The 23771-nt window shown below is 69.7% G+C and carries 29 protein-coding genes; 14 read left to right on the top strand and 15 right to left on the bottom strand.

Annotated elements, in window-relative coordinates; translation table 11 throughout:
- Positions 1 to 33: 33 nt before the first annotated feature.
- Together MO1_RS02220 and MO1_RS02215 are read right to left on the bottom strand one after the other, a co-directional pair.
- Complete coding sequence (locus tag MO1_RS02220; RefSeq protein WP_235186061.1) at positions 34 to 1515, bottom strand: MFS transporter; 1482 nt, start codon at positions 1513 to 1515, stop codon at positions 34 to 36.
- 46 nt (positions 1516 to 1561) lie between these two features.
- On the bottom strand, positions 1562 to 1831 hold the full coding sequence (locus MO1_RS02215; RefSeq protein ID WP_036310247.1) for a hypothetical protein: 270 nt from the start codon (positions 1829 to 1831) through the stop codon (positions 1562 to 1564).
- A 124-nt stretch (positions 1832 to 1955) separates the two neighbouring features.
- Between MO1_RS02215 and MO1_RS02210 the strand changes: the two genes are divergently transcribed.
- A complete protein-coding gene (locus MO1_RS02210; protein WP_036310249.1) occupies positions 1956 to 2288 on the top strand; it encodes a hypothetical protein in 333 nt (110 codons plus the stop codon).
- A gap of 4 nt (positions 2289 to 2292) precedes the next feature.
- Here MO1_RS02210 and MO1_RS02205 read toward each other — a convergent pair whose 3' ends face one another.
- Positions 2293 to 2592, bottom strand: a complete 300-nt coding sequence (locus tag MO1_RS02205; RefSeq protein ID WP_060915103.1) for a GNAT family N-acetyltransferase — start codon at positions 2590 to 2592, stop codon at positions 2293 to 2295.
- A gap of 424 nt (positions 2593 to 3016) precedes the next feature.
- Here MO1_RS02205 and MO1_RS02200 point away from each other — a divergent pair, with 424 nt between their 5' ends.
- Together MO1_RS02200 and MO1_RS02195 are read left to right on the top strand one after the other, a co-directional pair.
- Entirely contained in the window at positions 3017 to 3736 is a 720-nt protein-coding gene (locus tag MO1_RS02200) for a winged helix-turn-helix domain-containing protein (RefSeq protein WP_060915102.1), read from the top strand.
- A gap of 61 nt (positions 3737 to 3797) precedes the next feature.
- Entirely contained in the window at positions 3798 to 4733 is a 936-nt protein-coding gene (locus tag MO1_RS02195) for a DNA-3-methyladenine glycosylase family protein (protein ID WP_060915101.1), read from the top strand.
- A gap of 2 nt (positions 4734 to 4735) precedes the next feature.
- On the opposite strand, the gene MO1_RS02190 is transcribed toward MO1_RS02195, so the two are convergent.
- Positions 4736 to 5557, bottom strand: coding sequence for an alpha/beta fold hydrolase (locus MO1_RS02190; protein ID WP_060915100.1), 822 nt, complete (start codon positions 5555 to 5557; stop codon positions 4736 to 4738).
- Between the two features lie 68 nt (positions 5558 to 5625).
- On the opposite strand from MO1_RS02190, the gene MO1_RS02185 reads away from it, so the two are divergent.
- A complete protein-coding gene (locus MO1_RS02185; protein WP_036310259.1) occupies positions 5626 to 5838 on the top strand; it encodes a hypothetical protein in 213 nt (70 codons plus the stop codon).
- Between the two features lie 24 nt (positions 5839 to 5862).
- Here the strand turns inward: MO1_RS02185 and MO1_RS02180 are convergent, their stop codons facing one another.
- On the bottom strand, positions 5863 to 6987 hold the full coding sequence (locus MO1_RS02180) for a zinc-binding alcohol dehydrogenase family protein (RefSeq protein ID WP_060915144.1): 1125 nt from the start codon (positions 6985 to 6987) through the stop codon (positions 5863 to 5865).
- An 81-nt stretch (positions 6988 to 7068) separates the two neighbouring features.
- Between MO1_RS02180 and MO1_RS02175 the strand changes: the two genes are divergently transcribed.
- On the top strand, positions 7069 to 7635 hold the full coding sequence (locus MO1_RS02175) for a TetR family transcriptional regulator (RefSeq protein WP_060915099.1): 567 nt from the start codon (positions 7069 to 7071) through the stop codon (positions 7633 to 7635).
- A 20-nt stretch (positions 7636 to 7655) separates the two neighbouring features.
- Positions 7656 to 8450, top strand: coding sequence for an aspartyl protease family protein (locus tag MO1_RS02170; RefSeq protein ID WP_060915098.1), 795 nt, complete (start codon positions 7656 to 7658; stop codon positions 8448 to 8450).
- A 3-nt stretch (positions 8451 to 8453) separates the two neighbouring features.
- Here MO1_RS02170 and MO1_RS14690 read toward each other — a convergent pair whose 3' ends face one another.
- Positions 8454 to 8603, bottom strand: coding sequence for a hypothetical protein (locus MO1_RS14690; RefSeq protein WP_164499359.1), 150 nt, complete (start codon positions 8601 to 8603; stop codon positions 8454 to 8456).
- A 2-nt stretch (positions 8604 to 8605) separates the two neighbouring features.
- Positions 8606 to 9436 (bottom strand): aldo/keto reductase, encoded by an 831-nt coding sequence (locus MO1_RS02165; protein WP_060915097.1) that lies wholly within the window; start codon positions 9434 to 9436, stop codon positions 8606 to 8608.
- 101 nt (positions 9437 to 9537) lie between these two features.
- Between MO1_RS02165 and MO1_RS02160 the strand changes: the two genes are divergently transcribed.
- From MO1_RS02160 to MO1_RS02150, 3 genes are read left to right on the top strand one after another with little or no spacing between them, the layout of a single operon-like run.
- Positions 9538 to 10809, top strand: coding sequence for a sensor histidine kinase (locus MO1_RS02160; RefSeq protein ID WP_060915096.1), 1272 nt, complete (start codon positions 9538 to 9540; stop codon positions 10807 to 10809).
- A complete protein-coding gene (locus MO1_RS02155) occupies positions 10797 to 11489 on the top strand; it encodes a LuxR C-terminal-related transcriptional regulator (RefSeq protein ID WP_036310271.1) in 693 nt (230 codons plus the stop codon). The genes MO1_RS02160 and MO1_RS02155 overlap by 13 nt, the downstream gene beginning before the upstream one ends.
- On the top strand, positions 11486 to 12346 hold the full coding sequence (locus tag MO1_RS02150; RefSeq protein WP_060915095.1) for a DUF4097 family beta strand repeat-containing protein: 861 nt from the start codon (positions 11486 to 11488) through the stop codon (positions 12344 to 12346). Before MO1_RS02155 ends, MO1_RS02150 begins: the two co-directional genes overlap by 4 nt.
- A gap of 85 nt (positions 12347 to 12431) precedes the next feature.
- On the opposite strand, the gene aztD is transcribed toward MO1_RS02150, so the two are convergent.
- Genes aztD through aztB form a run of 4 tightly spaced genes read right to left on the bottom strand, consistent with a single transcriptional unit; the run spans position 12432 to position 16565 of the window.
- The gene (gene aztD / locus MO1_RS02145; RefSeq protein WP_060915094.1) at positions 12432 to 13604 is read right to left on the bottom strand and encodes a zinc metallochaperone AztD; all 1173 of its coding nucleotides are present in this window, start codon (positions 13602 to 13604) and stop codon (positions 12432 to 12434) included.
- A 23-nt stretch (positions 13605 to 13627) separates the two neighbouring features.
- A complete protein-coding gene (locus MO1_RS02140; protein WP_060915093.1) occupies positions 13628 to 14524 on the bottom strand; it encodes a metal ABC transporter substrate-binding protein in 897 nt (298 codons plus the stop codon).
- Positions 14521 to 15714 carry a hypothetical protein gene (locus MO1_RS02135; RefSeq protein ID WP_060915092.1) on the bottom strand — a complete coding sequence of 398 codons (1194 nt, stop codon included), beginning with the start codon at positions 15712 to 15714 and terminating at the stop codon, positions 14521 to 14523. Before MO1_RS02135 ends, MO1_RS02140 begins: the two co-directional genes overlap by 4 nt.
- Positions 15711 to 16565: a zinc ABC transporter permease AztB gene (gene aztB / locus MO1_RS02130; protein WP_060915091.1), complete on the bottom strand. Its 855-nt coding sequence runs from the start codon at positions 16563 to 16565 to the stop codon at positions 15711 to 15713. Before aztB ends, MO1_RS02135 begins: the two co-directional genes overlap by 4 nt.
- Before the next feature lie 54 nt (positions 16566 to 16619).
- Between aztB and aztA the strand changes: the two genes are divergently transcribed.
- A complete protein-coding gene (gene aztA, locus MO1_RS02125) occupies positions 16620 to 17330 on the top strand; it encodes a zinc ABC transporter ATP-binding protein AztA (protein ID WP_060915090.1) in 711 nt (236 codons plus the stop codon).
- Positions 17327 to 19009 (top strand): glucose-6-phosphate isomerase, encoded by a 1683-nt coding sequence (gene pgi / locus MO1_RS02120; protein WP_060915089.1) that lies wholly within the window; start codon positions 17327 to 17329, stop codon positions 19007 to 19009. The genes aztA and pgi overlap by 4 nt, the downstream gene beginning before the upstream one ends.
- Before the next feature lie 3 nt (positions 19010 to 19012).
- Here pgi and MO1_RS02115 read toward each other — a convergent pair whose 3' ends face one another.
- Both MO1_RS02115 and MO1_RS02110 read right to left on the bottom strand, forming a co-directional pair.
- Positions 19013 to 19375, bottom strand: a complete 363-nt coding sequence (locus MO1_RS02115; RefSeq protein WP_036310287.1) for an immunity protein CdiI family protein — start codon at positions 19373 to 19375, stop codon at positions 19013 to 19015.
- Positions 19376 to 19394: 19 nt separating this feature from the next.
- The gene (locus MO1_RS02110) at positions 19395 to 20618 is read right to left on the bottom strand and encodes an HNH endonuclease signature motif containing protein (RefSeq protein ID WP_255209203.1); all 1224 of its coding nucleotides are present in this window, start codon (positions 20616 to 20618) and stop codon (positions 19395 to 19397) included.
- A gap of 113 nt (positions 20619 to 20731) precedes the next feature.
- On the opposite strand from MO1_RS02110, the gene MO1_RS02105 reads away from it, so the two are divergent.
- The 3 genes from MO1_RS02105 to MO1_RS02095 all read left to right on the top strand — a co-directional run bounded on the left by MO1_RS02105 (position 20732) and on the right by MO1_RS02095 (position 22566).
- Positions 20732 to 21325: a hypothetical protein gene (locus MO1_RS02105; protein WP_060915087.1), complete on the top strand. Its 594-nt coding sequence runs from the start codon at positions 20732 to 20734 to the stop codon at positions 21323 to 21325.
- A gap of 34 nt (positions 21326 to 21359) precedes the next feature.
- Positions 21360 to 21986 (top strand): hypothetical protein, encoded by a 627-nt coding sequence (locus MO1_RS02100; RefSeq protein ID WP_060915086.1) that lies wholly within the window; start codon positions 21360 to 21362, stop codon positions 21984 to 21986.
- A gap of 208 nt (positions 21987 to 22194) precedes the next feature.
- Positions 22195 to 22566: a VOC family protein gene (locus MO1_RS02095; RefSeq protein WP_036310291.1), complete on the top strand. Its 372-nt coding sequence runs from the start codon at positions 22195 to 22197 to the stop codon at positions 22564 to 22566.
- Between the two features lie 3 nt (positions 22567 to 22569).
- Here the strand turns inward: MO1_RS02095 and MO1_RS02090 are convergent, their stop codons facing one another.
- Together MO1_RS02090 and MO1_RS02085 are read right to left on the bottom strand one after the other, a co-directional pair.
- A complete protein-coding gene (locus tag MO1_RS02090; protein WP_036310711.1) occupies positions 22570 to 23148 on the bottom strand; it encodes a hypothetical protein in 579 nt (192 codons plus the stop codon).
- A gap of 31 nt (positions 23149 to 23179) precedes the next feature.
- Complete coding sequence (locus MO1_RS02085; protein ID WP_036310293.1) at positions 23180 to 23731, bottom strand: helix-turn-helix domain-containing protein; 552 nt, start codon at positions 23729 to 23731, stop codon at positions 23180 to 23182.
- Positions 23732 to 23771 lie beyond the last annotated feature (40 nt).

The following is a 23771-nucleotide window of genomic DNA, read 5'->3' as shown; positions in this document are numbered from 1 at the left end:
CCGACATCGCCGTCCAGGCGTGCCGGGGCGGGGTCACTCCGAGATGGCCGATGTGACGCCGCGGCGCCGGAGGGCGACCAGGTCGACGACCGAGACGAGGGTCGCAAGCGCCAGGAAGACACCGACGGCGATCATCCCGTAGGCGTACGCGTCGTGGAAGATCGCGAGCGACTCGAGTCCGGCATCCGATTCGCGGTAGATCGTCGAGTAGAACAGCGACAGACCGACCGCGGTGCCCACCGCGGTGCCGACGCGCTGACCGAGCTGGCCGACCGAACCGGCGAGACCACCCTCCCGGACGGCGATCTCGGAGAGCGTGAGCGTCTGATTCGGCGAGACGACGAATCCACCGCCGGCACCAGCGACGAGGAGCGCGGCGGCCATGCCGTAGGCGACGGTCTCGGGGGGCATCGTGTAGGTCACGATCGTCAGTGCGACGACGCTGACGAGCACAGTGGCGAGCCCGATCGTCACGAGTTGGCGGCCGAACCGGGCGACCAGCAGGCCGCCGTAGTACGACGTGACGGCGCTCGCGACCGCGAAACCGATCGAGACCATGCCCGCGAACACCGGCTCGAGGCCGACGCCGACCTGCAGGAACAGCGTCCCCAACAGGAACATCGGCGGGATCGCTGTGAAGTACGCCACCACGACGAACGTCCCGTTGCGGAACGACGGGATGCGGAACATCCGGAACGGGATGAGCGGTTGACGACCGGATGCCGCATACCGCCTCTCCCACCAGAAGAATGCCGCCGCGAACAGCACGAAGACGATGAGCAGCCACCAGCGGTTCGGGTCGTCGTCGGGGGAACCGGTCGTGAACAGGAACGGCCACATGAGCGACATGATCATGAGCGCGAACAGCACGATGCCGACGGGGTCGAGCTGCAGCGGACGGCCGCTCGCCTTTCGGGTCTGCGGCAGGAGCCAGATGACGCCGGCGAGGACGAGCAAGCAGAGCGGCACGTTGAACCAGAAGATGCCCCGCCACCCGTCAGTCTTGCCGCCGACGGCGATCATGAGTCCGCCGAGCGTGGGGCCGAAGGCGGTCGCGATACCGATCGTCGCGCCGAACAGGCCGAAGGCCCGCCCGCGCTCCTTACCGGTGAACAGCTGCTGGATCGTGCCCATGACCTGGGGCATCTGGATGCCGGCGGCGATGCCCTGCACGATGCGCGCTGCGAGCAGGATCTCGATGGTCGGCGCGAGCGCGCACACCGCGCTCATGACGGTGAACAGGCTGAGCCCGATGACGAAGAGGGTCTTGCGCGAACGCTGATCGCCGAGTCGGCCGAACGGCACGAGAGCGAGACCGAACGTCAGGATGTATCCCGAGACGACGAGCTGCAGCTGGGTCGAAGTCGCTCCGAGCGACTCTTCGATCGCCGGCAGACCGACGTTGACCTTGCTGAGGTCGAGGATCGTGAACGCCGCGACCGACACGCATACCCAGAAAGCCCGCCAGCGCTGCGATGAGGACAGGGGGATGCTGGCGGTTACAGGCGATGTCATGACCGTCCCACGTTACCGGCCTCCTGGCACGGAGAGGCGGGCGAGTTCACTCCCCGCGGCGATCCGCCTGCTCGTCGGTGAGCACATCGGGGTCGAGCCCCTGCTGGATCTCGGCGCTCTCGACGAACGGGTCGGATGCGGGCTCCGGCATGGGAGCCCCCTCGCCGCGGCCGCGGTCAGCGGCATCCTCGGCTTCTTTCTGTTCGTTCGTCACTGCGCCGGAGGCGGCACCGTCGGGGCTGCCCTCCGTCGACCATCCGCCGGCAGGTGCGCCCTCGATCGTCTTGTCTTCCGCGTCCGCGTGGTCGTGATCCATGGCAGTCTCCTTGTGATCGTCTTCGCCTCATCGTGGGCGCGTACGCGCCGCACGGCGACGGGCTTGACCGCATCGCTCCGGGGCGGCTACGAAGACACACGCACGCGCATCGAAAGGGGACCGGATGCCGGGACACGGCCGTGACACTGCGGGTGGGCCCTTCGTGGTCACCCTCGTCGTGGACCTTCCGATCACGAAGCCCGATGCGCTCGAAACGATCGCCTTCGCCTGCGACGGCACGGTCGAGCACGCCCGCACCGCCTACCCGCGGGTGAGCCTGTCGCCCGGTGCGTGGGCCGAGGTGCAGATCCCGAAGTTCGCCGATCCCCCTCCGCTCGCGATCGACGTCTGCTCCGACGAGTCGACGGAGGTCGCCCGCGCGGCGGCTGATCGCCTGAAGGGCGCGCTGGAGAACCTGGGGTGGCGGATCCGCGATCCGCGCCCCGGCGAAGCCTGAGCGCTCAGGCAGTCCGGCGCTCCTGCAGCAGCGCCTCGTGACCGGGGTTCGCCTCGAACCAGTCGGCGACGTACCAGCAGACCGGGATGACGCGACGGTCACCGCGACGCTCGAGGTCGGACACCGCCCGCTTCACGAGCTCCCCGGCGTAGCCCGATCCGCGAAAGGTCGGGATCGTGTACGCCCGCGTCAGGGCGACGGTCCGGCCGTCGTCGTTGTAATCGAGGACACTGACGAGGTCCTTGCCGCGGTGCAGCGTGTACCGCGCAGCATCCTTCTCGTCGGTGAAGATCAGGTCGCTCATGCGTTCACGCTACGCCGATCACGTGTGGAGCCGGACGATCGGGTGCGAGTTGAGCAATCTGTCACATTCCGTCATGCAGACCGCGCCACGCCGGGGCGGTTTGACACATCCCGACGCGGTTCGTCATAATCAGCCACATGACTGAACTCGCACGCACTCTGTCCGCCCGGGAGGCGAACGGAACTGCCGGCATCATGATGCCGCAGCGTGCAGTCATGTGTTGCCGAATGTGTCGCTGACACGGTGATCCCCGCCGGGTCGCGCCGCCGTTTCTGAACACGGCGTCGTCAGACCCCCGAGGCTCCGGCTCCTCCGCCCACAACGCGGATGCCGGGCGTCTCGCACATCGGCCCCAGTGAGGCCATCCGCGCAACACTCCCGAACCCGCTACCGCACCCGGGTTCCCCCTCTGAAGGACATCGCCATGTCGACCTCCGCTCTCCTCTCCGCACCCGCCGCCCCCCGTCACCTCCGCGCCGTCGAGGACATCCCGCCCGCCCCGGCCGCCGCACCTCGCCCGGCCGCCTCGGGCCTTCCGGCAGGGACCGCACCCCGCGGCTTCGCCCTCTACGTCGGCCTCGACGAGCTGAAGGCCGCCGCTGACGGCGTCAGCCTCTCCGTCATCGTCGATGCACTGCGTCGCACGATCGCCGATCTCGCCCCCTCCGCCGAGACTCACGCGACTGTCGCCCTCGCTCCCGTCGGCGCCGGCGGTCGCGATGTGGACGTCGTCCGTCTGGCCCTTCACGAGCCGGCCGCCGTCGCCCGCACCAAGCCCGAGGAGCCGCTCGACGAGCACGTCCCCGGTGGCGTCACGATCGACATCTCCCGCCGCCGCGTGCACATCGACGGCGAGAGCGCCGCGCTCACGTTCAAGGAGTTCGAACTCCTGCAGTATCTCGTGCTGCGCGAGGGTCAGACGATCGAGCGCACCGAACTCGTCTCCTCCCTGTGGAGCCACGCCGACGGCGACGACGCTCCGGGCGAGCGGACGATCGACGTGCACGTCCGCCGCCTGCGATCGAAGCTCGGCCGCTATGAGGACATCGTCCGGACGGTCCGCGGCATCGGGTACCGGTTCGACCGGCATGCCGACGTCGTCATCCGCTACGGCCACGGCACCCCCTCGCCCGACCGCTTCTGACCAGGCCGCTGTCGGCGCCCGGACGTAGGGTGTCGGCATGAGGTCGGGACTGCGTGAACGGATGCCGCATCCGTCGCCGTCCCCGCATCTCAAGCCGCTCGAGGCGGAGTACCGTCCGAAGGTCCCGACCGACGTGGCGGGCGCGATCCGCTATCAACAGCGCGGAGCGCACGACCCGTCGCAGACGACCGTGGACGGCGTCATCTGGCGGGCGGTCCGCACCCCCGAGGGCGTCGCGACGATCGCGATCCGCCCCGGACTGCGGACGGTTCGAGCAGCCGCGTGGGGCCCCGGTGCGGCGTGGACCCTGGATCAGCTGCCGCGCCTGTGCGGCGCGGACGACGACCCCGCCGAGTTCGATGCGTCTCGGCATCCGCTCATCGAAGACGTGCACCGGAGGAGGCCCGATCTGCGGATCGGGGCGACCGACCTCGTCTTCGACGCGCTCGTCAGCGGCGTCTTCGAGCAGAAGGTCACGGGGCTCCAGGCCTTCGGGGCATGGCGCTGGATCCTGACCCACTACGGCGACGCCGCGCCCGGACCGACCCCGCGCCCTATGTACGCGCCGCCGGCCGACTGGCGCATGATCCCGAGCTGGTCGTGGCACCGTGCCGGCCTCGAACCGCCGCAGTCCCGCACGATCGTCGACGCCGCACGCCGACGCGCCTCGATCGAGCGTGCCGCCGCAGCTGCCACGACGGGGGACGACCGTGATCGGGTCTTCATGAGCCTGCCGGGCGTGGGCATCTGGACGAGCGCAGAGGCCCGCATCCGCGCGTTCGGCGACCCTGACGCCGTCAGTTTCGGCGACTATCACGTCGCCCATCAGGTCGGCTACGCGCTGACCGGCTCACGCGTCGACGACGACGGGATGCGGGAGCTGCTCGAGCCGTGGAAAGGGCAGCGGCAGCGGGTCATCCGCCTCATCTGGGCGAGCGGCGTGGTCGAACCCCGCCGCGGACCCCGCCTCGCCCCCGAGGATCACCGGAACCGCTGACGTCAGCCGCGGCGGAGCGCAGCGAGGGCCGTCGACAGATGGTCGAGGACCGCGATGTGTCCGGCGTCGGGGATCCGCAGCAACGTCGCGCGAGCGATGCAGTCAACGATCGCAGCCGCATGCGATGGCGGGACGACACGATCGAGCTCACCCTGCACGACCATCACCGGAGCGACAACGTCGGCGAGCGCGAAACCCCAGGGCCGGGTGAAGGCGACGTCATCGTCAACCAATCCGTCCAACCCCCACTGCGCCGAGGCCGCGACGTCCTCCCCCAGCGAGGCCCACGTCTCTTCGAGCGCACGGTAGTCCGCGTCGACGAAACTGGTCGGATCAAACTCCTCGACCTCGAGATGAGCCGTGCGCGACGCGATCCCCGCGGTGGCGGATCGAAGACCGGACGGATCGGCCATGCCGGAGAACCACGACCCGTCGCCGGGACGGAACGGGGCGATCGACGCGAGGGTGATGACGCCGGCGACGCGCTCGGGTGAGAGCGCTGCGACGCCGAGCGCATGGGGTCCGCCGCCGGAGGCTCCCACCGACACGACGTTCCGGAGGTCGAGGATGTCGAGCACCTCGGCGGCCCGTGCGGCTGCGTCCCGTACCGACCGTTCAGGCAGACGAGGCGCTCCCCCGTACGCCGGCCGCGCGATCGAGACGACGTCGAGACCCGCGGCATCCGCCATCGCGGCGACGGGTGACAGGACGGCGCCGGTCTGCGGGGAGCCGTGATGCCATAGGAGCACCGGGCGCTCCGCTCCCGGTCGTTCGACGCTGGCGTGGACGACGTGGTCGGTGAGTTCCGGACGGATGAGCCTCATCCGCGTCACGGTAACGGTCTGCGACCCGATGCGCGAGCGCCGGGCGACGAGAACCGTAGGCTGGCCGCATGGCGCAACGACGGCGAGGCCGCGGCTTCTGGATCCTCGGGACGGTTCTGCTGTTCGCTGGCGGCATCCTGTTCGGACTCGTCTGGCAGAACGTCTGGGTCGGGCTCGTCCTGGCCGCCGCGATCTCGATCGGATGGCTCATCGCCTACGAGTCCCGTCGGGGCCGCAATCAGGGCATCTACGACCGCGACGACGACGGCGCACAGCTCTGAGCAGAGGGCGGAACGAGAACGGGATCAGAGCGTGACGACGATCTTCCTCGCGGAGACGCCCGCACGCTGACGATCCAGCGCTTCCTGTATCGCGCCCACCCCGTCGCCGGCCACGATCGCCTCGGGCAGGGGACGGACGGTGCCGTCCGCCAGCCATTCCGGCAGCAGCCGCCCCCACAACCGTCGTCCGACTTCGTCGTCGCGCAGGCTCGTCCCCCACACGAAGGCGGCGCGGATGCCGGCCCGACGCGCACGAGCGTTCAGCAGAAGAGTCTTCAGCCCCAGGCGCGCGAACACGGGCACCATTGCGGGGAAGAGTCGGCGCCGACCGGCGAGCGCCGCGAGCGAGACAGGCGTGCTGGCCATCGCGAGCACCGATCCGCCGGTTCGGTGCAGCACCTCGATGCATCCGGCCGTCGACGTCTCACCCAGGGCCACGGCACCGACGACGGGGCGACCGTCGATCCCTGCCACGAGCTCATCGACGGCGCCCGCGGAACCGTGATCGACGACGACATCGGCGCCGAGCGACCTGACGAGGTCGGCATTGCGAGGCGACGCCGTGCTGACCACGTCGTATCCGGCCGCGCGGGCGAGTTGGATCGCGTTCATCCCGACGCTCGTCGACCCGCCCCAGACGACGACGACACCGCGCTCGCGCGGACGAGTGTCGGCGGGATCGCGGACCGTCAGTCCGAGGTGGCGGGGCTGGAACAGCGCACACGCGGCGGTGGAGACGCCGAGGGGAAGGACGGCTGCCTGCACGTCCGTGACACCGGCCGGAGTCGGGGCTGTGAGGTGCTCCAGGAGGGTTGTGTACTCCTGGAACGCGCCCTCGCGCCGGGAGTCGCGACCACGGTCCGTCCCTGTGGCGAGACCGAAGACACGATCGCCGACCCGGAACCGCGTGACCCCCGAGCCGATGGCGACCACCTCGCCGGCGACGTCCGAGCCGAGCACGGCCGGTGTCGGGAGCCACCGGTAGGTGACCGATCCGGTGCCCTGGATGACCCAGTCGATCGGATTGACCGCAACAGCGCCGACGCGCACGACGACCTCGCCTGCCGCCGGGTCGGGCGTAGGCATCCGCTCGACGGAAAGCCGCGCGCGGGGCGATGCGAGGACGGCGGCGTCGTGGTGTCGGGGCATGTCGATTCCTTCGATCGTGATGTCACGTGGTGTCATCACTGTACCTCGCATGACACCAGGTGTCGTCACTATGCTGTCCGAATGGCCAGATGGGCACCGGACACCCGGGAACGACTGCGTACGGCGGCGCTCTCGCTCTTCGAGGAGCGCGGCTACTCGGCGACCACCGTGCCGGACATCGTCGACCGGGCCGGCGTGACGCGCCGCACGTTCTTCCGCCATTTCAGCGACAAACGCGAGGTCTTCTTCGACGGCGACGAGATCCCTCAGATCGCGACGCGCATGATCTCCGAGGCACCTCGGGAGGCGCGGCCGATGGAGATCGTGATGGGGGGGCTCCGGGTGCTGGCGCGTGAACGCTTCGAGCCCCAGCGTGCGGAAATCCGCTTCGCGCGTCAGGTCATCGCATCCGAGCCGGCGTTGCGTGAGCGGGACTTGCGCAAGCAGGCGGATCTGCGTGACGCCATCCGAGACGGCTTCCGCCATCGTGGCGAGGACGAGTCGACGGCGGCGGCGATCGCCGGAATCACGGTCGAAGCCCTTCAGGCGGCGCTGGAGGCGTGGGCATCCGAGCCGAGCGGAATCCCGCTGACGGATCACCTCGACGAGGTGCTGCAACGGATGCGGATGCTGCTGCAGACGGTCTGAGCGCTCATTAGGGTGTTCCCGTGGCCGCCGTCATCCCGCTCGACCTGGACGCTGATCCGGACCTTTCGGACGCGATCGCGGTGCGGGTGATCGCCGAGATCGACGGCACGACACACAGCCTCATCGTCGACACGGGCGGCGCGCGCAGCGGCCTCGCCGACGGTCCGCTGACGGCGGGGCTCACGCGGCTCGCACCGCAGGACCCCGGCGGCGGCGGCGTGTTCTCCCGCACCGGGTCGACGGAAAGCGTCACCGCCGGAGAGCTTCGCGTCGGCGACCTCGTCGTGGAGCGACCGGTGTTCGACCTCGAACCGAATCCCGCGGCACCCTCGCTGCTCGGGCTCGACGTGCTGCGCTGGCATCGGCTGGACTTCCGTTTCGCCGACGCGCTGCTCGCGCTCGACACCGAGGCGAGTGTCGACGAGTGGCGCGACCTGGTGCAGTCCTCGCGCGGACATCCCTACGTCGATGTCGCCTGGGCGGGCGGCGCGTGGGCCGCCATCTGGGACTCGGGCGCGAGCGTGAGCGTCATCGACCGGGGTGTCGTGGCGCGACATCCGGGGCACTTCCGTGCTGCGGGCGAGGCAGAGGGGACGGATGCCTCGGGTGCCGCGAACGCGCTTGCGCTCGTCCTGCTGCCGGAGGTGACGATCGGCGGGCGCAGGTTCGCTCCGTCGATCGCGGCCGTCGCTGACATCGCGGGACTCGCGCGGCCGGGCGATCCACCGTTCGAGCTGATCCTGGGGATGCCGGTGCTCCGCCACGCGGACTGGGCCCTCCACCTGCGCGACGGCTGGTGGGGCTACCTCGGCTGAGCTCTACCCCACGCGGGAGCGGCGTTCGGCGGCATCCTCGCTTCCGTGGCGCGCCGCGAGCCGGACGATCCAATAGATGCCCCCGACGATCAACGCGATGATCACGAGGACGCCGAGCAGGATCAGGAGATGCCAGCCGACGAGTCCACCCATGCTCACATCTCCTCGTGGGTGTCGGGGTCGCCGTCCCAGAGCCGGCCGCGCTCGAGGCCGGAGATCGCGCTGACCTCCTCGTCCGTCAGCGAGAACTCGAACACGTCGACGTTCTCGGCCTGCCGGGCGGGGTCAGCGGACTTCGGGATCGGGGTGGTCCCCAACTGCACGTGCCAGCGGAGCACAACCTGGGTGGGCGTGACCCCGTGGGCGGCGGCGGCATCCGCCACCACCTGCTCGCTCAACAGCTCCGAGCGACGAGCGAGCGGACTCCAGCTCTCCGTGCGAATACCCTGCGAGGCGTGGAACGCCCGCAGGTGCGCCTGCGGGAAGTAGGGGTGGAGCTCGACCTGGTTCACGGCCGGCACGATACCGGTCGCCTCGATGATGCGGGCGAGCATCGGCTCGGTGAAATTCGAGACGCCGACGGAGCCGACGCGTCCCTCCTTCTGCAGATCGACCATGGCGCGGTAGGTGTCGACGTACTTGTCGACGCTCGGGTTCGGCCAGTGGATCAGGTACAGGTCGATTCGCTCCAGGCCGAGCCGCTCGAGCGAACCCTCGGCGCTCCGTCGGGTCTCGTCGTAGCCGTGGTCGCGACCGGGCACCTTGGTCGTCACGATCAGTTCGTCACGGATGCCGCTTCGCCGAACGGCCTCGCCGACTTCCTGCTCGTTCTCGTAGTTGACCGCGGAGTCGAGGAGCCGGTATCCGCCCTCGATGGCGGTGACGATCGACTGTGTCCCGTCCTCGCCGCGCAGGTTGTACGTGCCGAGACCGAGCTGCGGGAAGGCGGTGCCGTCGTTCAGGGAGACGGTGGGGATGGTGACCATTCCGCCACCGTACGCCCATCCCCGCCCGTGGGGGATAACCCGAAACCACGTCTCGGGCCCGCCCCACTGTGGGCGCCTCGCGTCGCCCCTAGCGTGGGGACATGACTTCCGATACCTCTCCGCGACCCCGACGGTTCCGACCACTGCGGCGCCTCGGCGCGCTCGCTCAGCTCGCCGCCATCGCCCTGGTGGGCGTCGGCATCCTCACCACCGCGGCGACTCTTTTCGGCACCGGCATCGGCTTGGCGCTCGTCCTCGGTATCGGCATCGTTCTGATGATCGGCGCCCTCTACATCGCGTGGGCTGCGGCCTGGCTCGAGCACGAACGCGCGGAGGGTCTGTACGGCCACGGCATCCCCCGTCTGCAGCTCCGCACGAGTGGTGAGCCCGGGTTCCGCGGGTTCCTTCGCACGCTGTGGCTGCAGTTCACCGACGGGGCGATGTGGCGCGGCATCGGCAGCTTCGCCATCGCTACCGTCCTCGGCTGGATCGTCGTCGGCGCCGCGTCCGCGGTCATCACCGGCGTGGCGCTCGCCGTCTCGCCGCTCGGCGACGGCACCGGAGGCCGGCTTCCGCTGGTCGGGATCCCGGTCGCCGACAGCGGCGCGGTCGCCGGCGGCATCATCGCGGCGATCGCAAGCCTCGGCATCCTGTTCGGCGTCTCCCTTCTGGACGACCTGCTCACGCGGTCGATCCTCGTCCCCTCCCGCGAGGCGGTCCTCGCTGAGGCCGCACGAACGGCGGGGGCACAGCGAGCGGGGGCCGTTCGGGCCAGCGAAGTCGAACGCACGCGCATCGAACGCGACCTGCACGACGGCGTCCAGCCGCGCCTCGTCTCGGTCGGCATGACCCTCGGCATGGCGCAGCAGAAGATCGACTCCGACCCGGTGGCCGCGAAAGCGCTGATCGATGAGGCGCACACCTCGACGAAGGCCGCCATCACCGAGCTCCGCCAGCTGGCCCGCGGCATCCACGCCTCCGTCCTCGACGACCGCGGACTGGATGCCGCCCTCTCGGCGCTCGCGGCACGATCCCATGTGCCTGTCGCGCTCGACATCCGCCTCGACGAACGCTGCAGCGCGACTTCGGAAGCGGCCGTCTACTTCGTCATCGCCGAATCGCTCACCAACGCCGCCAAACACGCCCGCGCCACCGAGGTGCGCGTCGTGGTCCGGAGCCGCGGTGACGCGGCCAGCGGGCGCCTCATCTGGGGGCGCGTCGAGGACAACGGGATCGGCGGGGCTCGAGTGCTCCCCGGTGGCGGTCTCGACGGGATCATGAACCGGGTGCTCGCCGCCGGCGGCACCGCGACCCTCGACAGCCCCGTCGGCGGACCGACGGCCCTGGAGGTGACGGTCCCGTGCGCATCCTGATCTGCGAGGACTCCACGCTGCTGCGCGAAGGCTTGATCCGCGTGCTCGAAGACGCCGGTCACACCGTCGTCGCCGCCCTCCCCCGCGCGGAAGGAATCGTCGAGACCGTTACCGAGACCGCGCCGGAACTCTGCATCCTCGACGTCCGCCTACCGCCGACGTTCACCGACGAGGGAATCCGGGCAGCGCTCGACCTGCGGGCGCAGCATCCGTCCCTCCCGGTGCTCGTCCTCAGCCAGTACGTCGAAGAGCGGTACGCCAGTGACCTCATCACCGGCCAGAACGCCGCCCTCGGCTACCTGCTGAAGGATCGCGTCGCCGACGTCCGCGACTTCCTCGACTCGATCGACCGGATCGCTGCGGGGGCCACGGTCCTCGATCCCGAGGTCGTCGCCCAGCTGCTGACGCGCCGGGCACGCGACGAGCGGATGTCGCGCCTCACCGACCGGGAACGCTCCGTTCTCGCGCTCATCGCCGAGGGGAAGAGCAACGCCGCCATCGCGACCGCGCTTTTCGTCTCGGAGGCGAGCGTCGAGAAGTACATCACCTCGCTTTTCCAGAAGCTCGGCCTCGAACAGGACGAGCACGGCAACCGACGGGTGCTTGCCGCACTCGTCCACCTCGAACACGGCACGCCGCCCGCCGGCGGGCATCCCGATCAGAACGGAACACTCCGATGAGCATCGACCTCACTCCCCCGCCCACGGCTCCCGCTTCACCGCCAGCCCTGCCGCCGCAGCAGCCTCGGCGCTCCTCGGCGCAGATCGTCTCGATCGTCGCGATCTGCGTCGGCGGGGTGGTGCTGAGCGGGGCACTCATCTCAGGGATCGGCTCGATCGTGTACGCCGCCACCGACAGCGGGCCCAGCAACCGGTCGGCTGCCACGACCGGGGTGAGCGCTCTGTCGCTGGATGTCTCGGCGGGACACGTCGTGGTCCAGTACGCGGACGTCGACGAGGCGGTCCTCGACATCACCAGTGGCAGCCGCGACTGGAACCTCGAACGCCGCGGCGACACCCTGTCACTCTCGAACAACCGCCCGTGGTGGGCGCTGCAGTCCGGTTTCGACTGGGCTGACAACCGCGTAACGCTGACTCTCCCCGACGCGATGGCCGACGAGCGTCTCGATGCAGACTTCGACGTCTCCGCCGGGTCGATCACGGCCGACGGCACCTACGGAAAGCTCGACGTGTCGGTCGGCGCGGGGGACATCGACGTGTCGGGATCGGCCGACGACGTGCGGGTGGACGTCAGCGCCGGCGATGCCGATGTGAGGGTCGACGGGGCCGCCCGCGCGAACCTCACCATCGGGGCCGGACAGATCACCGCCGATCTCACGGGAGACGCGCTCGACGACGTCCGCATCGATGTCAGCGCCGGGACCCTTGTCGCAACGATTCCCGACACGTCGTACGACGTGACGTCCGACGTGTCGGCGGGCTCCCTCGACAACCTGCTCGAAACCTCGGCGGCCGCCTCGCGCACCGTCGACGTGCAGGTCTCCGCCGGGTCCGTCACCCTCCGCCCCGGCAACTGACCCCCGCCCCACGCCGCGAGCCGTCGCAGATGGTCGCCCCGAGGACCGGGGAACGACCATCCGCAACGGCTCGCGGTCGTTGAGGTCAGCCGACGGCGGCGATCTCGTTCGGGATGTGGTCGAGCTTCACGGTCTTCGCGATCTCGCCCTTCGTCAGATCGACGACGACGAGCTCGCTGTCGGCCGGGTCGGTGACGTAGGCGAAGGAGCCCGCGACCTTGATCGACGGGTGCGGGTCCTGCCACTCGGCCGGGCCCTCCCACGGGTCGACGACCGGCAGCGACGAGATGATCTCACCCGTGTCCGGGTCGATCGAGTGCAGCTTGCCGTCGGTCCCGATCAGGACCGCTTCGGCGTCCGGGCCGCGGCCGACGCCGCGGTAGGTGTACTCGACGCCGTCGGGCAGTGCGACCTTCTCGAGCGTGTTCGCCTCGGTGTCGATCAGGGAGATGTTGCGGAGGAGGTAGCCCTCGGCATCCGGGTCGTCCTTGTAGTCCATGACCACGAGCGGGCTGTTCTCGGACACGTAGGCGTTGCCCATGCGGCCGTACTCGTCGGGAGACGTGAGCTTCGTAATCGTGCCGTCCTTCACGACGAGGGCGCCGTTCTCGCAGCCGAAGACCACGGCCTCGTCCTTGGCGGTTCCCTCACCGTGCACGCCGGGGCACTCGTCGTTCGACGCGACCTCGTTGCGGTCCTCGTCGAGGACACGGATGCCGGTGCGTCCCGACTCGTTGCCGACGGTCGTGAGGAGCGTGCCGTCCTCGAGCTCGACGGAGACGCCGTGGTGGGCCGTGACGCCCGGGATCACCTCGGCCTTCGGCAGGGCGTCCGTCGTCTTGGCAAGCTCGGCGGAGTCGAAGATCGTGGTGTCGCTCGTCGCGTCGTCGTAGAGGACGGTCTTGCCGCCGTGCGAGACGACGTGCCCCGCGGTGGCGGCGGGCACGACGAGGTCGGTGAGCTCTGGCTGCTGCGCGTCGAGCAGCTGGAAGCCCTTCGACGTGGTCACCATCACGTGTCGGCCGTCGCCGGCGGCGTTGAGGCGGATGAAGTCCTCGGAGTCGAACTCGCCGAGGTTCGCGTAGTCGTCGCCACCGAGGACGAGCACGCCCCCCTCGTACCCGACGGCGACGCGGGGGCCGTCCGGGACGGCCGCGCTTTCGGCGGGGTCGGATGCGGGCTGCGCGGCGGACGCGCAGCCCGCGAGGAGCAGGGCAGCGGCGCCGGCGAGGGCACCGAACTGCAGGGTCTTCTTCATGGGTTTCCTTTCCAGGGAATGCCTCATGGGGTGAGGCCGTCAGCGATGCTCTGCAGGTTGCGGCGCATCATGTCGAGGTAGGTGGAGCCCGGTGACCCTTCGGGCGCGAGGGATTCGGTGAACAGCGAGACGACGTCGACGTCGCGGCCGGCTTCGTCGGCGAGCACCTGCATGAGCCGGTCGGGCTGCGAGGAGTCGGCGAAGATCGTCGTGACGCCGGCCTCGTCGATCGCATCGACGAGGTCCTGCAGATCGGCGGCGCTGGGGGCGGCGAGCGTCGTCCCGCCGGGGATCGCCGCGCCGAGGATCCGCACGTCGTACCGCCGCGCGAGGTAGCCGAAGACGTGGTGGTTCGTGACGAGCGCCCGGTGCGTCGCGGGGATCGCACCGAGGGTGTCGGACATCTCGGCATCCAACTCGTCGAGTTCGCCGAGGTACGCCGCGGCCGCCGTGTCGACGACGGATGCCTCGACCCCGTCGATGCGCGCCAACTGCGGCGCGAGCGCCTCGACGACGCGCGCGGTCTGCGTGGGGTCGGTCCAGAAGTGGGGGTCGACGGCATCCGAGTCGGCGTAGTCGAGCGGCTCGATATGGTCACCGGCGACGAACGAGGGGGCCCCGTCGGCGACCGCGGCGTCGACATGACTCTGCACGCCCTCTTCGAGTCCGAGCCCGTTCGAGACGAGGAGGTCGGCGCTTCGCATGCTCGCGGCCTCGCGCGCCGACAACTCGAATGAGTGCGGATCACTGCCGCGCGGCATGAGCGTGATGACGTCGACCTCGTCGCCCACGAGGTTCGCGGTGATGTCGCCGAGCAGGTCTGTCGTGACGACGACGGTCGGCCGGTCACTGCCGACGGCGGCGCATCCCGTGAGCGCAGCGATGGCGGCCACCACGACTGCGGCGAGCGCACGCTTCATCGGCCCGTCTCCGCGATGAAGGCGGGAGCGTCGGTCGTCTCGAAGGTACGCGCGATGCGTGCGTCGTCGGCGTGGTCGATCTCGAACATCACGTTCTCGGCGGGTCCGTTCAGGTAGGTGCGGTTCGGGTCGATCTGCAGCGTCACTCCGGCGGCGAGCGCGGGATCGGCGAGGGATGCCGCGACGAGCGGCTCGGTACGGGCGAGCGTCTTTCCCGTCTCGCCGTCGATCACGAGCAGCTCTCCCGCCTGCGTCAGCGCGACGACGTGCTGGTCGGCGTCGTCGACTGCGGCAACCCGTGCCAGGGGTTCACCGGCGTCGAGGCGCGTCCAGGTGCGTTCGCGGGTGTCGAGCAGCCAGAAGGCGTTGCCCTCGGTGAGACCTGCGACCGTCGGCCGGCCTTCGCGCGCGGCGAACGAGACGGCGCGGTCGGTGGTTCCGTTGGGGTACGGGATCCGCTCGAGTGTCGTGCCGTCGGCATCCGTCACCGCCAGCACAGCGCCGTCGGCGCACCCGACGACGACGCCCACGTTCGTCGCGATCGATCCGGCGGGGTCGTCGCAGCGGACGGTCTCCTGCGGTGCGCCGGTCGCGTCGACGTGGCGGAGGCCGTCGGCATCCGTCACGAGGGCGCCCGTCGGAAGCGGGACGATCATGCCCGGCCCGGCGGGGAGGTCGAGGCGGAAGCGCTCCACGATGCGGCCGCCCTTCAGCGCGTCGAGGTCGAGGAGGACCGCCTCGCCGCCGTCGAAGTGCACGCCCGCGCCGAGGTCGCTCGCGACGACCGTCGGACTGCCCTCGCCGTCGAGCTCGCCGAGCATCGCGGCGGGCGCCTCGTAGTAGTGGAAATGATCGACGTGATTCCAGGTCCAGACGCCGCTGTCGACGATCTCCACACCGCCGTCGTGACCGGCGTAGAGGAAGCGTCCGTCGGTGTCGACCGAGGTGGGCGGGGTGATCTCGCCGAGGGTCTCGCTCTTCTCGTCGAGCAGGTCGAGGTGTCGAACGGCGCCGGACGGCGTGACGCTCGTGAGGTGCAGCGCGGGTTCGGCGAGCTCGGTCGCACCGGCGATGGCGCCGTGGTCGTCTGTCTCTGACGCGGGAGCGGATGCGGGTGCGGGTGCGGTCTGACACCCGGCGAGGATCAGGGCGAGAGCGGGCAGGAGGGCGATCGGGACGCGACGGTTCATGCGGTCCTTTCGTCGAGGGCGGAGCGGGTGGTGCGGGTCGAGCGAGTCAGCGCGCGGATGCCGGTGGACACCGCTCCGGAGCAGATCGCCGTGAACGCGACGGTGGCTCCCGCGGCGGTGCCGAGGTGCCAGGACAGGAGCAGCCCCGCAGCGACGGCGACCACGCCGATGAGCGCGGCGAGGACCATGGTCGGGACGATGCGCCGGGTCCAGGCGCCCGCGGCGACGGCGGGGCCGAGCAGCATCCCGACGACGAGGAGCGACCCGACCGCCTGATACGCCGAGACGACGGCGAGCGTCACGAGTCCGACGAGCAGGATGTGCGCGAGTCGGGGGCGGAGGCCGAGCAACTGCGCCTGGCGGGGGTCGACGGCGAGGGCGACGAACGAGCGATGCCCGGCGGCGGCGACGAGCAGGGTCGCAGCGACGGCGAGCGCGAGGAGCACGATGTCGGCCTGCTCGATCGCCAGGATGTCGCCGAAGAGGATGGCCGAGGCGTCCGTTGCGAAGCTGCGCGAGGCCGAGATGACGATGACGCCGAGCGAGAGACTCGCGACGAAGAGCAGGCCGATGCTGGTGTCGGCCGAGAGCCGGCCGCGCCGCTGGAGGGCGCCGACGCCGACCGACATCGCCGCCGCGCTGACGGCCGCCCCAGCGACCGGCGGGAACCCGGTGAGGGTCGCGAGGGCGATTCCGGGCAGCATCCCGTGGGCCATCGCCTCGCCGAGGAAGGCCATGCCGCGGAGCACGACCCACGTGCCGACGACCGCGCAGACGACGGCGACGAGCGCACCGCCGACGAGGGCGCGCTGGACGAAGGCGACGGTGAAGGGGTCGAGGAGCACGGACACGGTGCCCGACTGTACACGTAATTGATAACGGTTTTCATTTGCAATACTGGTCGGATGCCTCACTTCGCCGCCTCCGAGCCTGTCGTCCGCCTGCGGGAGGTGCGTGTCGACGTCGAGGGCCACCGCGCGCTCGACAGCGTCAGCCTCGACGTGCGCGCGGGGCGCCTCACCGCGGTCGTGGGTGCGAACGGGTCGGGGAAATCGACGCTCGTCTCGGTGCTCGCGGGGCTCCGCTCCCCCACGTCGGGGTCCGCGACACGAGACCCCGGGATCCCCGTCGCGCTCGTGCCGCAGCACACCGCCGACAGCGCACGGCTGCCGTTGACCGTCAGCGACCTCGTCGCGATGGGCCGGTGGCGGGAGCGTGGCGCATTCCGTCCGTTGCGCCGCAGCGACCGGGCAATCGTGGCCGAGGCGATCGATGCCGTCGGGATGGCGCGGTTCGCGTCGCGTCCGCTCGGCGCCCTCTCGGGAGGTCAGCGCCAGCGGGCGTTCCTCGCTCAGGCCCTTGCGCAGCAGGCCGATCTGCTCCTTCTCGACGAGCCGACGAGCGGTCTCGATGACGTGTCGCGGCGAGCCGCGGCATCCGCTCTGCGCGTCGCAACCGGCCGTGGCGCGGCAGTCGTCGTCGTGACGCACGACCTCGGCGAGCTCGGGGATGTGGACGAGGTCGTCACCCTCGCGGAGGGGCGGATCGTCCCCGCGGCGACCGCGTCTGACACGCGGGGGCGGAGGGGCGCGAACGTGAGTAGCGTTGAGGGGTGACCAACGCTCCGATCGATGCCACCACCACGTCCGCCTGGGCTGAACTCGAGTCGCTGAAGGCCGACTTCACTCCCGATCTGCGCGGCTGGTTCGCGGCAGACCCGGAGCGAGTCGCGAAGCTGACGCACGACGTCGCCGACCTGCACGTCGACCTGTCGAAGAACCTCGTGACCGAGGAGATCGTCGCCGCTCTCGTGCGTCTCGCCGAGCAGACCGGTGTCGCGGAGCGGTATGCCGCGATGCTGGCGGGCGAGCACATCAACACGACCGAGGACCGAGCCGTGCTGCACACTGCGCTCCGTCGTCCCGCCGACGCCGTGCCGGGGCTGACGGTCGACGGCCAGGACGTCGATGCCGACGTGCAGGGCGTGCTCGACGCGATGGCCGAGTTCGCCGGCCGGGTTCGCACGGGCGAGTTCACCGGCATCACGGGCAAGAAGGTCGAGACGGTCGTCAACATCGGGATCGGCGGCTCCGACCTCGGCCCCGTCATGATCTCGGCGGCGCTGGAGCCGTATGCGGATGCCGGCATCTCGGCGCGCTTCGTCTCGAACATCGACCCGTTCGACATCGCGTCGAAGACGAAGGACCTCGACCCCGAGACGACGCTGTTCATCGTCGCCTCGAAGACGTTCACGACGCTGGAAACGCTGACGAACGCGCGCCTCGCTCGCGATTGGCTGTGGGAGGGTCTGCAGTCGGCGGGCGCGATCGACGGGAGCGACGAGAAGAAGAAGGATGCCGTCGCCCACCACTTCGTGGCAGTGTCCACCGCGCTCGACAAGGTCGCGGACTTCGGCATCGACACCGCCAATGCCTTCGGGTTCTGGGACTGGGTGGGTGGCCGCTACTCGGTGGACTCTGCGATCGGCCTGTCGCTCGTGATCGAGTTCGGCGCCGACACGTTCCGCGAACTGCTCGCCGGCTTCCACGCCGTCGATGAGCACGTGCGGACGACGCCGCTGGCGCAGAACGTGCCGGTTCTGATGGGGCTTCTCAACGTCTGGTACACGAACTTCCTCGGTGCGCAGTCGCACGCGGTGCTGCCGTACGCCCAGCAGTTGAGCCGGTTCGCCGCGTATCTGCAGCAGCTGTCGATGGAGTCGAACGGCAAGTCGGTGCGGTGGGACGGCTCCCCCGTCACGACCGACACCGGAGAGGTGTTCTGGGGCGAGCCCGGGACGAACGGGCAGCACGCGTTCTACCAGCTGATCCACCAGGGCACGCGGCTGATCCCGGCGGACTTCATCGCTTTCGCGAACCCGGCGTACGCCCTGACGGACGGCGACCGCGACGTGCACGGGCTGTTCCTCGCGAACTTCCTGGCGCAGACGAAGGCGCTGGCGTTCGGCAAGACGGCCGAGGAGGTCGAGGGCGAGGGCACGACCGGTGCGCTCGTCGCGGCGCGGACGTTCCCGGGCAACCGCCCGACGACGTCGATCTTCGCGCCGTCGCTGACGCCGACCGTGCTCGGCGAGCTCGTCGCGTTGTACGAGCACATCACGTTCACGCAGGGTGCGGTCTGGGGCATCAACTCGTTCGACCAGTGGGGCGTCGAGCTCGGCAAGCAGCTCGCGATGCAGATCGCACCGGCGATCGAGGGCGACAGCGACGCCTTCGAGTCGCAGGATGCCTCGACCAAGGCGCTGCTCGAGTACTACCGCGACCACCGGGCCTGAGGCTCAGTCGGCGAACTCCGCCCGGATCTCGGCGATGCCGTGAAGCTCCGTGCGGAGACGCCGGACGAGGGCGTGTCCCTGCGCGAGCCAGCGTTGCTCTTCAGGATCCTCGGACGAGCGGGTTGGCGACCATTTCTCGTTCCACTCCGCGAGCGCGGCATCGAGGTCGCTGGAAAGAGGGAGCATCCCGCGTTCGACGAGGTAGTGATCGGTGAAGTTTTCCCAGAGCGGGAGATCGGTGGTGTACTCCGGGAAGACGCGGATCAGTCGCCGACCGTCGTCGAGCCGCGGCGGGGTGCGGCTTTTAATTTGCCGATCCTGCCTCGCCCAAAGAGCCCGCCTACGCGCTTCGGTCTCGTTCCCCATGGGGCCAACGTACCGAAACCTAGAACGGCGGTGGGTCGGTGGTGAACTGCGGGATCCGCCGCTCCGGCTGCACGAGGTAAACCCTGCCTGTGGGTGAGGTCCATTCAAGCGCGCCGCCGGGTCTGCCTCTGACTTGCCAGTCGGTGTGATGTTTGAGGGTGTGATGCCCTCGGCAGAGCGGTGCGAGTTTCGTGGCGTCGGTGTGTCCGCCGTGGTGCCAGTCGACGGTGTGGTCAATGTCGCACCGGTCGGCGGGGATCCCGCATCCGGGTGCCATGCACCGGGCCGCCCGCCACGCGACGAGGCGACGGAGGTCCGCGGGTGGTCGGTACTGCTCGCGTCCGACGGAGAGGACCACACCGGTGTCGGGGTGGGTAAGCACCCGCATCCACCCGGATGCCGCCCCGCACAACTCGCGGGCACGGTCTAGAGGAATCGGGCCGACACCGTCCACCTGCGCGGCCAGGCCGTCACCGGAGAGGAGGGTGAGCGCGGGGACGGTGACGGCGACGGTCGGACGGATCCCGCGCGCGGAGTCGGGAAGCGAGGATGCCTCCCCGTCGATGAGCAGGTCACCGAACACGTCGGCACGCTTCTGATCGAGCGTGCGTTCGCCGTCGAGGGTCTTCGCGATCGCGGTGAGCCTGCCGTGGATCGCGTGCGCTTCCACCGCGGGCAGGTGCGCGGTCAACCACGCCATCCCGTCCACACCGGGTTCGACCCGCACGTGCCGGAGCGTCACGGCATCCGCGTGACGTTCAGCGAGACTCGCCTCCCGTTCCCGATCCACGATGCGTTTCAACGCGCGTCGAAACGGTCCGGTCGGCATGTGCTCCGCCCGGTCGAGCACCTCGCCGACCAGTTCGTCGCGGACGATCTCAAGCTCGTCGAGTCCGTCGACGATGATCGTCGCTTGCGTGTCGGTGATGTCCGCGTGGCTCATCGCCTCCCACACCCGCGGGTACCGGTACACGAGCGCCCGCCCGACCCCCATCAGCCGTCCCGCGGCGTGCTCGGTGATCCGGAGCGCCGACGCCACTTCCAGGCGCACGGACCGTTCCACGAGGACCGACGCACCGTCATCCCGGTTCGCGGCTTTGATCGCGTCATCCCACAGTTCGACGATGCACCGGTACCGCTGCGCGGCGTGAATGGTCGCCATGTCCGCGCTCATCACAACCCAGTCCAGGGTCGTCGGGATCCCCTCGGGGACCTCGTCGATATACGGGGATGGGCTGGACATACTCCCAGACTAGGAGGGGTTTCCGACATCGCTCCTGGCGCGGTGCCGCCGCCAACGAGTGCGCGGGGCGCGAGGGAAGTGAGGCGACCAGCGCTTTCGGCCACACTGGGTGGATGCAGCCGGGGCAGATCGTCGTGGAGTCCGACGATGCGCGATGCGCTGAGCTCGAGGCCGCAGGGTGGGTCGTCGTTTCACGATCGTGGGCCGCGCAGCTGACGGCGTCGGGTGTCGATGTCGATGCGCTCTCCGGCGCAGTTCAGCGAGGCCGGCGCCACGGCGACGTCCGTGAGCTCGGAGACGCGGATCTCGATTCGGTTCTCCTGCTCGACGCGGCGACACTGGCCCACTATCCCGGCGGTGTCGCCACTCAGCACCGTCCGCTGACGCAGTCGTCCGCTCGAATGTCGCGCACCAGGCGTGGCTTCGGCGTCGTCGCCGGGGGTTGCCGGGTTCTCGCGGTCACCTATGTCGATGTTGACGACCGGACCGCCGAGACCGAGTTCACGGTCGCGGCTGCGGACGTGCGCGGGTTGGGCCTCGGCACGGCGGTGAAGGCGGCTTCCATACTGAGTCTCGTTCGCGAGGGCGTCGACGTCTTCCGAACCGGCGGCGCCGAGAAGAACCGCGTCATCCTCCGTTCCAACCAGCACCTGGGATACCGGGTCGACGAGGAATGGCTCACCTTTTCACCTCCCTCCGGGGTGTGATGGCACCACCAGCCCGACTCGGTAGCGTGCAGTCATGCGAGGACGCAGACTCACCTGGACCGTCGGCGGCGTCGGACTGATCGGTTCCGGCGTGGCCGGCATCCTTCTCAGCGCGACGCTGGGCTCATCGTTGACCGACACGTTGGCACTGCTGGTCGACGTCCTGTGGGCGGCCGCCGTCCTCATCTTCGCAATCGGTTCGTCGGTGCGCGACAGCGTCGTCGCCCGTCGCCCGCTGGGCCTCATCACCCTCGCACTGGTCGCGGTCTCTCCCCTGGCGCTATGGATCGTCGGTCTCTTCCAGGATCCGACCGACCCCACACCTCTCATCCCGTGGGAGGTGACGACGTTCGTCCCGCTCGCTCTGAGCCTTGTGGCCGTCGTGCAGATCGGGCGGGCGGATGTCGTGCCGCGCAGATGGAGATGGGCGCCCGCCGTGGCACTGGGCGTTTCCGTGGCGTCCGTCGCCCTCGGACAGGCTCTCATGACCGATCAGGCCAGCGCCGCCCAGCTGGTCGGCCTCGCCTCGGCGCTCGGGATGCTCGGCTTCCTCACCCGAACTGTGGGCCTGGGCATCCTGGCCCTCGTCGCTGTCGCGTCGGAGCGACCGGCATCCGTCCCCGTCTTCTCCTCACCGAACGACTCCGCACCGGATGCCTGACCCGGGCCATCTGCCGCCGAGCGGGGATCCGCACTCCCGAGGACGTTCGGAGCGCGCCGACTCCGCTCGAGCGCAGGTCTCCGCGCGAACGCAGATCCCTGTGCAGGATCGCAGCCCGCCACGACCGCGCGACCCCGAGCCTGACCCTGGACAACCGCCGCCGAGAGCGCGACTCTGGTCGCACACACCCCGGACGAAGGAGACGGCCATGTTCCAGAACGACGGCGCGTACAGCGGTTTCGCGGTCAACGACCTCGATGCGGCTCGAGCGTTCTACGCTGACACCCTCGGTCTCGACGTGTCGACGCTCGACAGCGGCTTCCTCCACCTGAACCTCGCGTCAGGCGGCACGGTGCTCGTCTACGGCAAGCCGCACCACGAACCCGCGAGCTTCACCATCCTCAACTTCCCGGTCGACGACGTCGACGCCGCCGTCAACGACCTCAACGCCAAGGGCGTCGAGACCGCGATCTACGACGACATGCCCACTGACTCGAAGGGAATCATGCGCGGCCACGGGCCGACGATCGCGTGGTTCCGTGATCCCGCCGGCAACGTGCTCGCCGTGCACGAGCGGTGAGCGTCAGGGGATCCAGAACCCGAGGGTGCAGAGCAGGCGAGTCTCGTCATCGGCATCCGCCAGCGGCTCGATCGCGGGCGGGAACACCCCGAATTGGCGCCACTCATCGGCGTGCGGGACGACGTTCTCGTTGAGTCCCGCGATGAGCTCAGGCGACATGTGGAACGGGATGCCGAGATGTTTCGCGATCAGCCACGCCTGGAACGCACGGTACGTCGCCAGGTGCGCGAACCCCTCCTCGGCGGAGTAGTCGCCGTACTGGAAGCGGAAGGTCGTCGCCGCGTTGTCCTCTCGCACCGCAGCCGTCGCTGTGTCATTCAGCCGGTCGTAAGACGCGATCGGGTCGTCGCCGAGCAAGTCGGCGTTCCGGTACTCGTCGCCGTCGGCGATCGACTTCCCGGCGAGGACGCCGGGGACCCAGGCCTCGTCGTATGCGTGCGCGAACACGATGTCGCGGAACGTGGGGTCAGGAGTGGACGTCCACTCCTGCGGCGCCTGCTTCGACAGGTCGGCCGGATCGATGCGATCGATGACGGAGCGCAATGCGGCATCCGCTTCGAGAAACAGTTCGTCGGTTCTCATGTCGACACCGTACGACCGGCCGCCGACACTGTCACGCCCCGTGCACGTGGATCCGCTCACCCGATGCGCTGAAGATGCTCACCACCTCCGCGGGGCCGTCGTCGGTGGCGCTGATGCTGTGCGGCAGCCCCGTGTCGAACTCCGCCGCCTCCCCCGCCCCGATCCGATGCTCCTCGCCGTCGAGCAGCAGGCGGATCGTGCCGCTCAGCACGTAGAACCACTCCACGCCGTCGTGCACCTTCGGCTGCGGAGCGACAGATGCCGCGGCGTAGCGGATCTTGTACGTCTGCATCGGCGAATGCTCGAGGGTCAGCGGCGCGACGACCATGCCGTGCCTTCGTTCGGTTGCGCGGCGCACCCGCGGGTCAACGGGCTCCCCGCGCACGAGGTCGTCGAGCCGCAGGTCGAGGACCGAGACCAGCGGCAGAAGCAGTTCGAGGGATGCCTGTCGTCGCCCCGCCTCGAGCCGAGAGAGTGTGCTGATCGACATCCCCGCCTTCCCCGCGAGGTCTGCCAGCGTCCAGCCGCGCTGCTGCCGCGCCGCGCGCAACCGCGGCCCCACCCGGGTCAGATCCGTCGCCATGCCATCGAGTTTGCCACTTCTGCAAACCACATTGCCAAAA

This window comes from Microbacterium oleivorans NBRC 103075 (assembly GCF_001552475.1).
GTDB lineage: Bacteria > Actinomycetota > Actinomycetes > Actinomycetales > Microbacteriaceae > Microbacterium > Microbacterium oleivorans.
The sequence above is the reverse complement of the archived record's forward strand: the minus strand, read 5'-3'. Positions and strand labels throughout refer to the sequence as shown.

Bases quoted from the DNA above. Each gene is read 5' to 3' on its own strand.
- MO1_RS02195 (WP_060915101.1), top strand. From the start codon at position 3,798: ATGCCGCATCCGTCGCCGTCCCCGCATCTCAAGCCGCTCGAGGCGGAG.
- MO1_RS02175 (WP_060915099.1), top strand. From the start codon at position 7,069: ATGGCCAGATGGGCACCGGACACCCGGGAACGACTGCGTACGGCGGCG.
- MO1_RS02090 (WP_036310711.1), bottom strand. From the start codon at position 23,148: ATGAGAACCGACGAACTGTTTCTCGAAGCGGATGCCGCATTGCGCTCC.
- MO1_RS02105 (WP_060915087.1), top strand. From the start codon at position 20,732: ATGCAGCCGGGGCAGATCGTCGTGGAGTCCGACGATGCGCGATGCGCT.
- MO1_RS02140 (WP_060915093.1), bottom strand. From the start codon at position 14,524: ATGAAGCGTGCGCTCGCCGCAGTCGTGGTGGCCGCCATCGCTGCGCTC.
- MO1_RS02100 (WP_060915086.1), top strand. From the start codon at position 21,360: ATGCGAGGACGCAGACTCACCTGGACCGTCGGCGGCGTCGGACTGATC.
- MO1_RS02220 (WP_235186061.1), bottom strand. From the start codon at position 1,515: ATGACATCGCCTGTAACCGCCAGCATCCCCCTGTCCTCATCGCAGCGC.
- MO1_RS02110 (WP_255209203.1), bottom strand. From the start codon at position 20,618: ATGTCCAGCCCATCCCCGTATATCGACGAGGTCCCCGAGGGGATCCCG.
- MO1_RS02185 (WP_036310259.1), top strand. From the start codon at position 5,626: ATGGCGCAACGACGGCGAGGCCGCGGCTTCTGGATCCTCGGGACGGTT.
- MO1_RS02160 (WP_060915096.1), top strand. From the start codon at position 9,538: ATGACTTCCGATACCTCTCCGCGACCCCGACGGTTCCGACCACTGCGG.
- MO1_RS02165 (WP_060915097.1), bottom strand. From the start codon at position 9,436: ATGGTCACCATCCCCACCGTCTCCCTGAACGACGGCACCGCCTTCCCG.
- MO1_RS02215 (WP_036310247.1), bottom strand. From the start codon at position 1,831: ATGGATCACGACCACGCGGACGCGGAAGACAAGACGATCGAGGGCGCA.
- MO1_RS02200 (WP_060915102.1), top strand. From the start codon at position 3,017: ATGTCGACCTCCGCTCTCCTCTCCGCACCCGCCGCCCCCCGTCACCTC.
- MO1_RS02190 (WP_060915100.1), bottom strand. From the start codon at position 5,557: ATGAGGCTCATCCGTCCGGAACTCACCGACCACGTCGTCCACGCCAGC.
- MO1_RS02135 (WP_060915092.1), bottom strand. From the start codon at position 15,714: ATGAACCGTCGCGTCCCGATCGCCCTCCTGCCCGCTCTCGCCCTGATC.
- MO1_RS02150 (WP_060915095.1), top strand. From the start codon at position 11,486: ATGAGCATCGACCTCACTCCCCCGCCCACGGCTCCCGCTTCACCGCCA.
- aztD (WP_060915094.1), bottom strand. From the start codon at position 13,604: ATGAAGAAGACCCTGCAGTTCGGTGCCCTCGCCGGCGCCGCTGCCCTG.
- MO1_RS02115 (WP_036310287.1), bottom strand. From the start codon at position 19,375: ATGGGGAACGAGACCGAAGCGCGTAGGCGGGCTCTTTGGGCGAGGCAG.
- MO1_RS02205 (WP_060915103.1), bottom strand. From the start codon at position 2,592: ATGAGCGACCTGATCTTCACCGACGAGAAGGATGCTGCGCGGTACACG.
- MO1_RS02180 (WP_060915144.1), bottom strand. From the start codon at position 6,987: ATGCCCCGACACCACGACGCCGCCGTCCTCGCATCGCCCCGCGCGCGG.
- MO1_RS14690 (WP_164499359.1), bottom strand. From the start codon at position 8,603: ATGGGTGGACTCGTCGGCTGGCATCTCCTGATCCTGCTCGGCGTCCTC.
- aztA (WP_060915090.1), top strand. From the start codon at position 16,620: ATGCCTCACTTCGCCGCCTCCGAGCCTGTCGTCCGCCTGCGGGAGGTG.
- MO1_RS02085 (WP_036310293.1), bottom strand. From the start codon at position 23,731: ATGGCGACGGATCTGACCCGGGTGGGGCCGCGGTTGCGCGCGGCGCGG.
- MO1_RS02210 (WP_036310249.1), top strand. From the start codon at position 1,956: ATGCCGGGACACGGCCGTGACACTGCGGGTGGGCCCTTCGTGGTCACC.
- MO1_RS02095 (WP_036310291.1), top strand. From the start codon at position 22,195: ATGTTCCAGAACGACGGCGCGTACAGCGGTTTCGCGGTCAACGACCTC.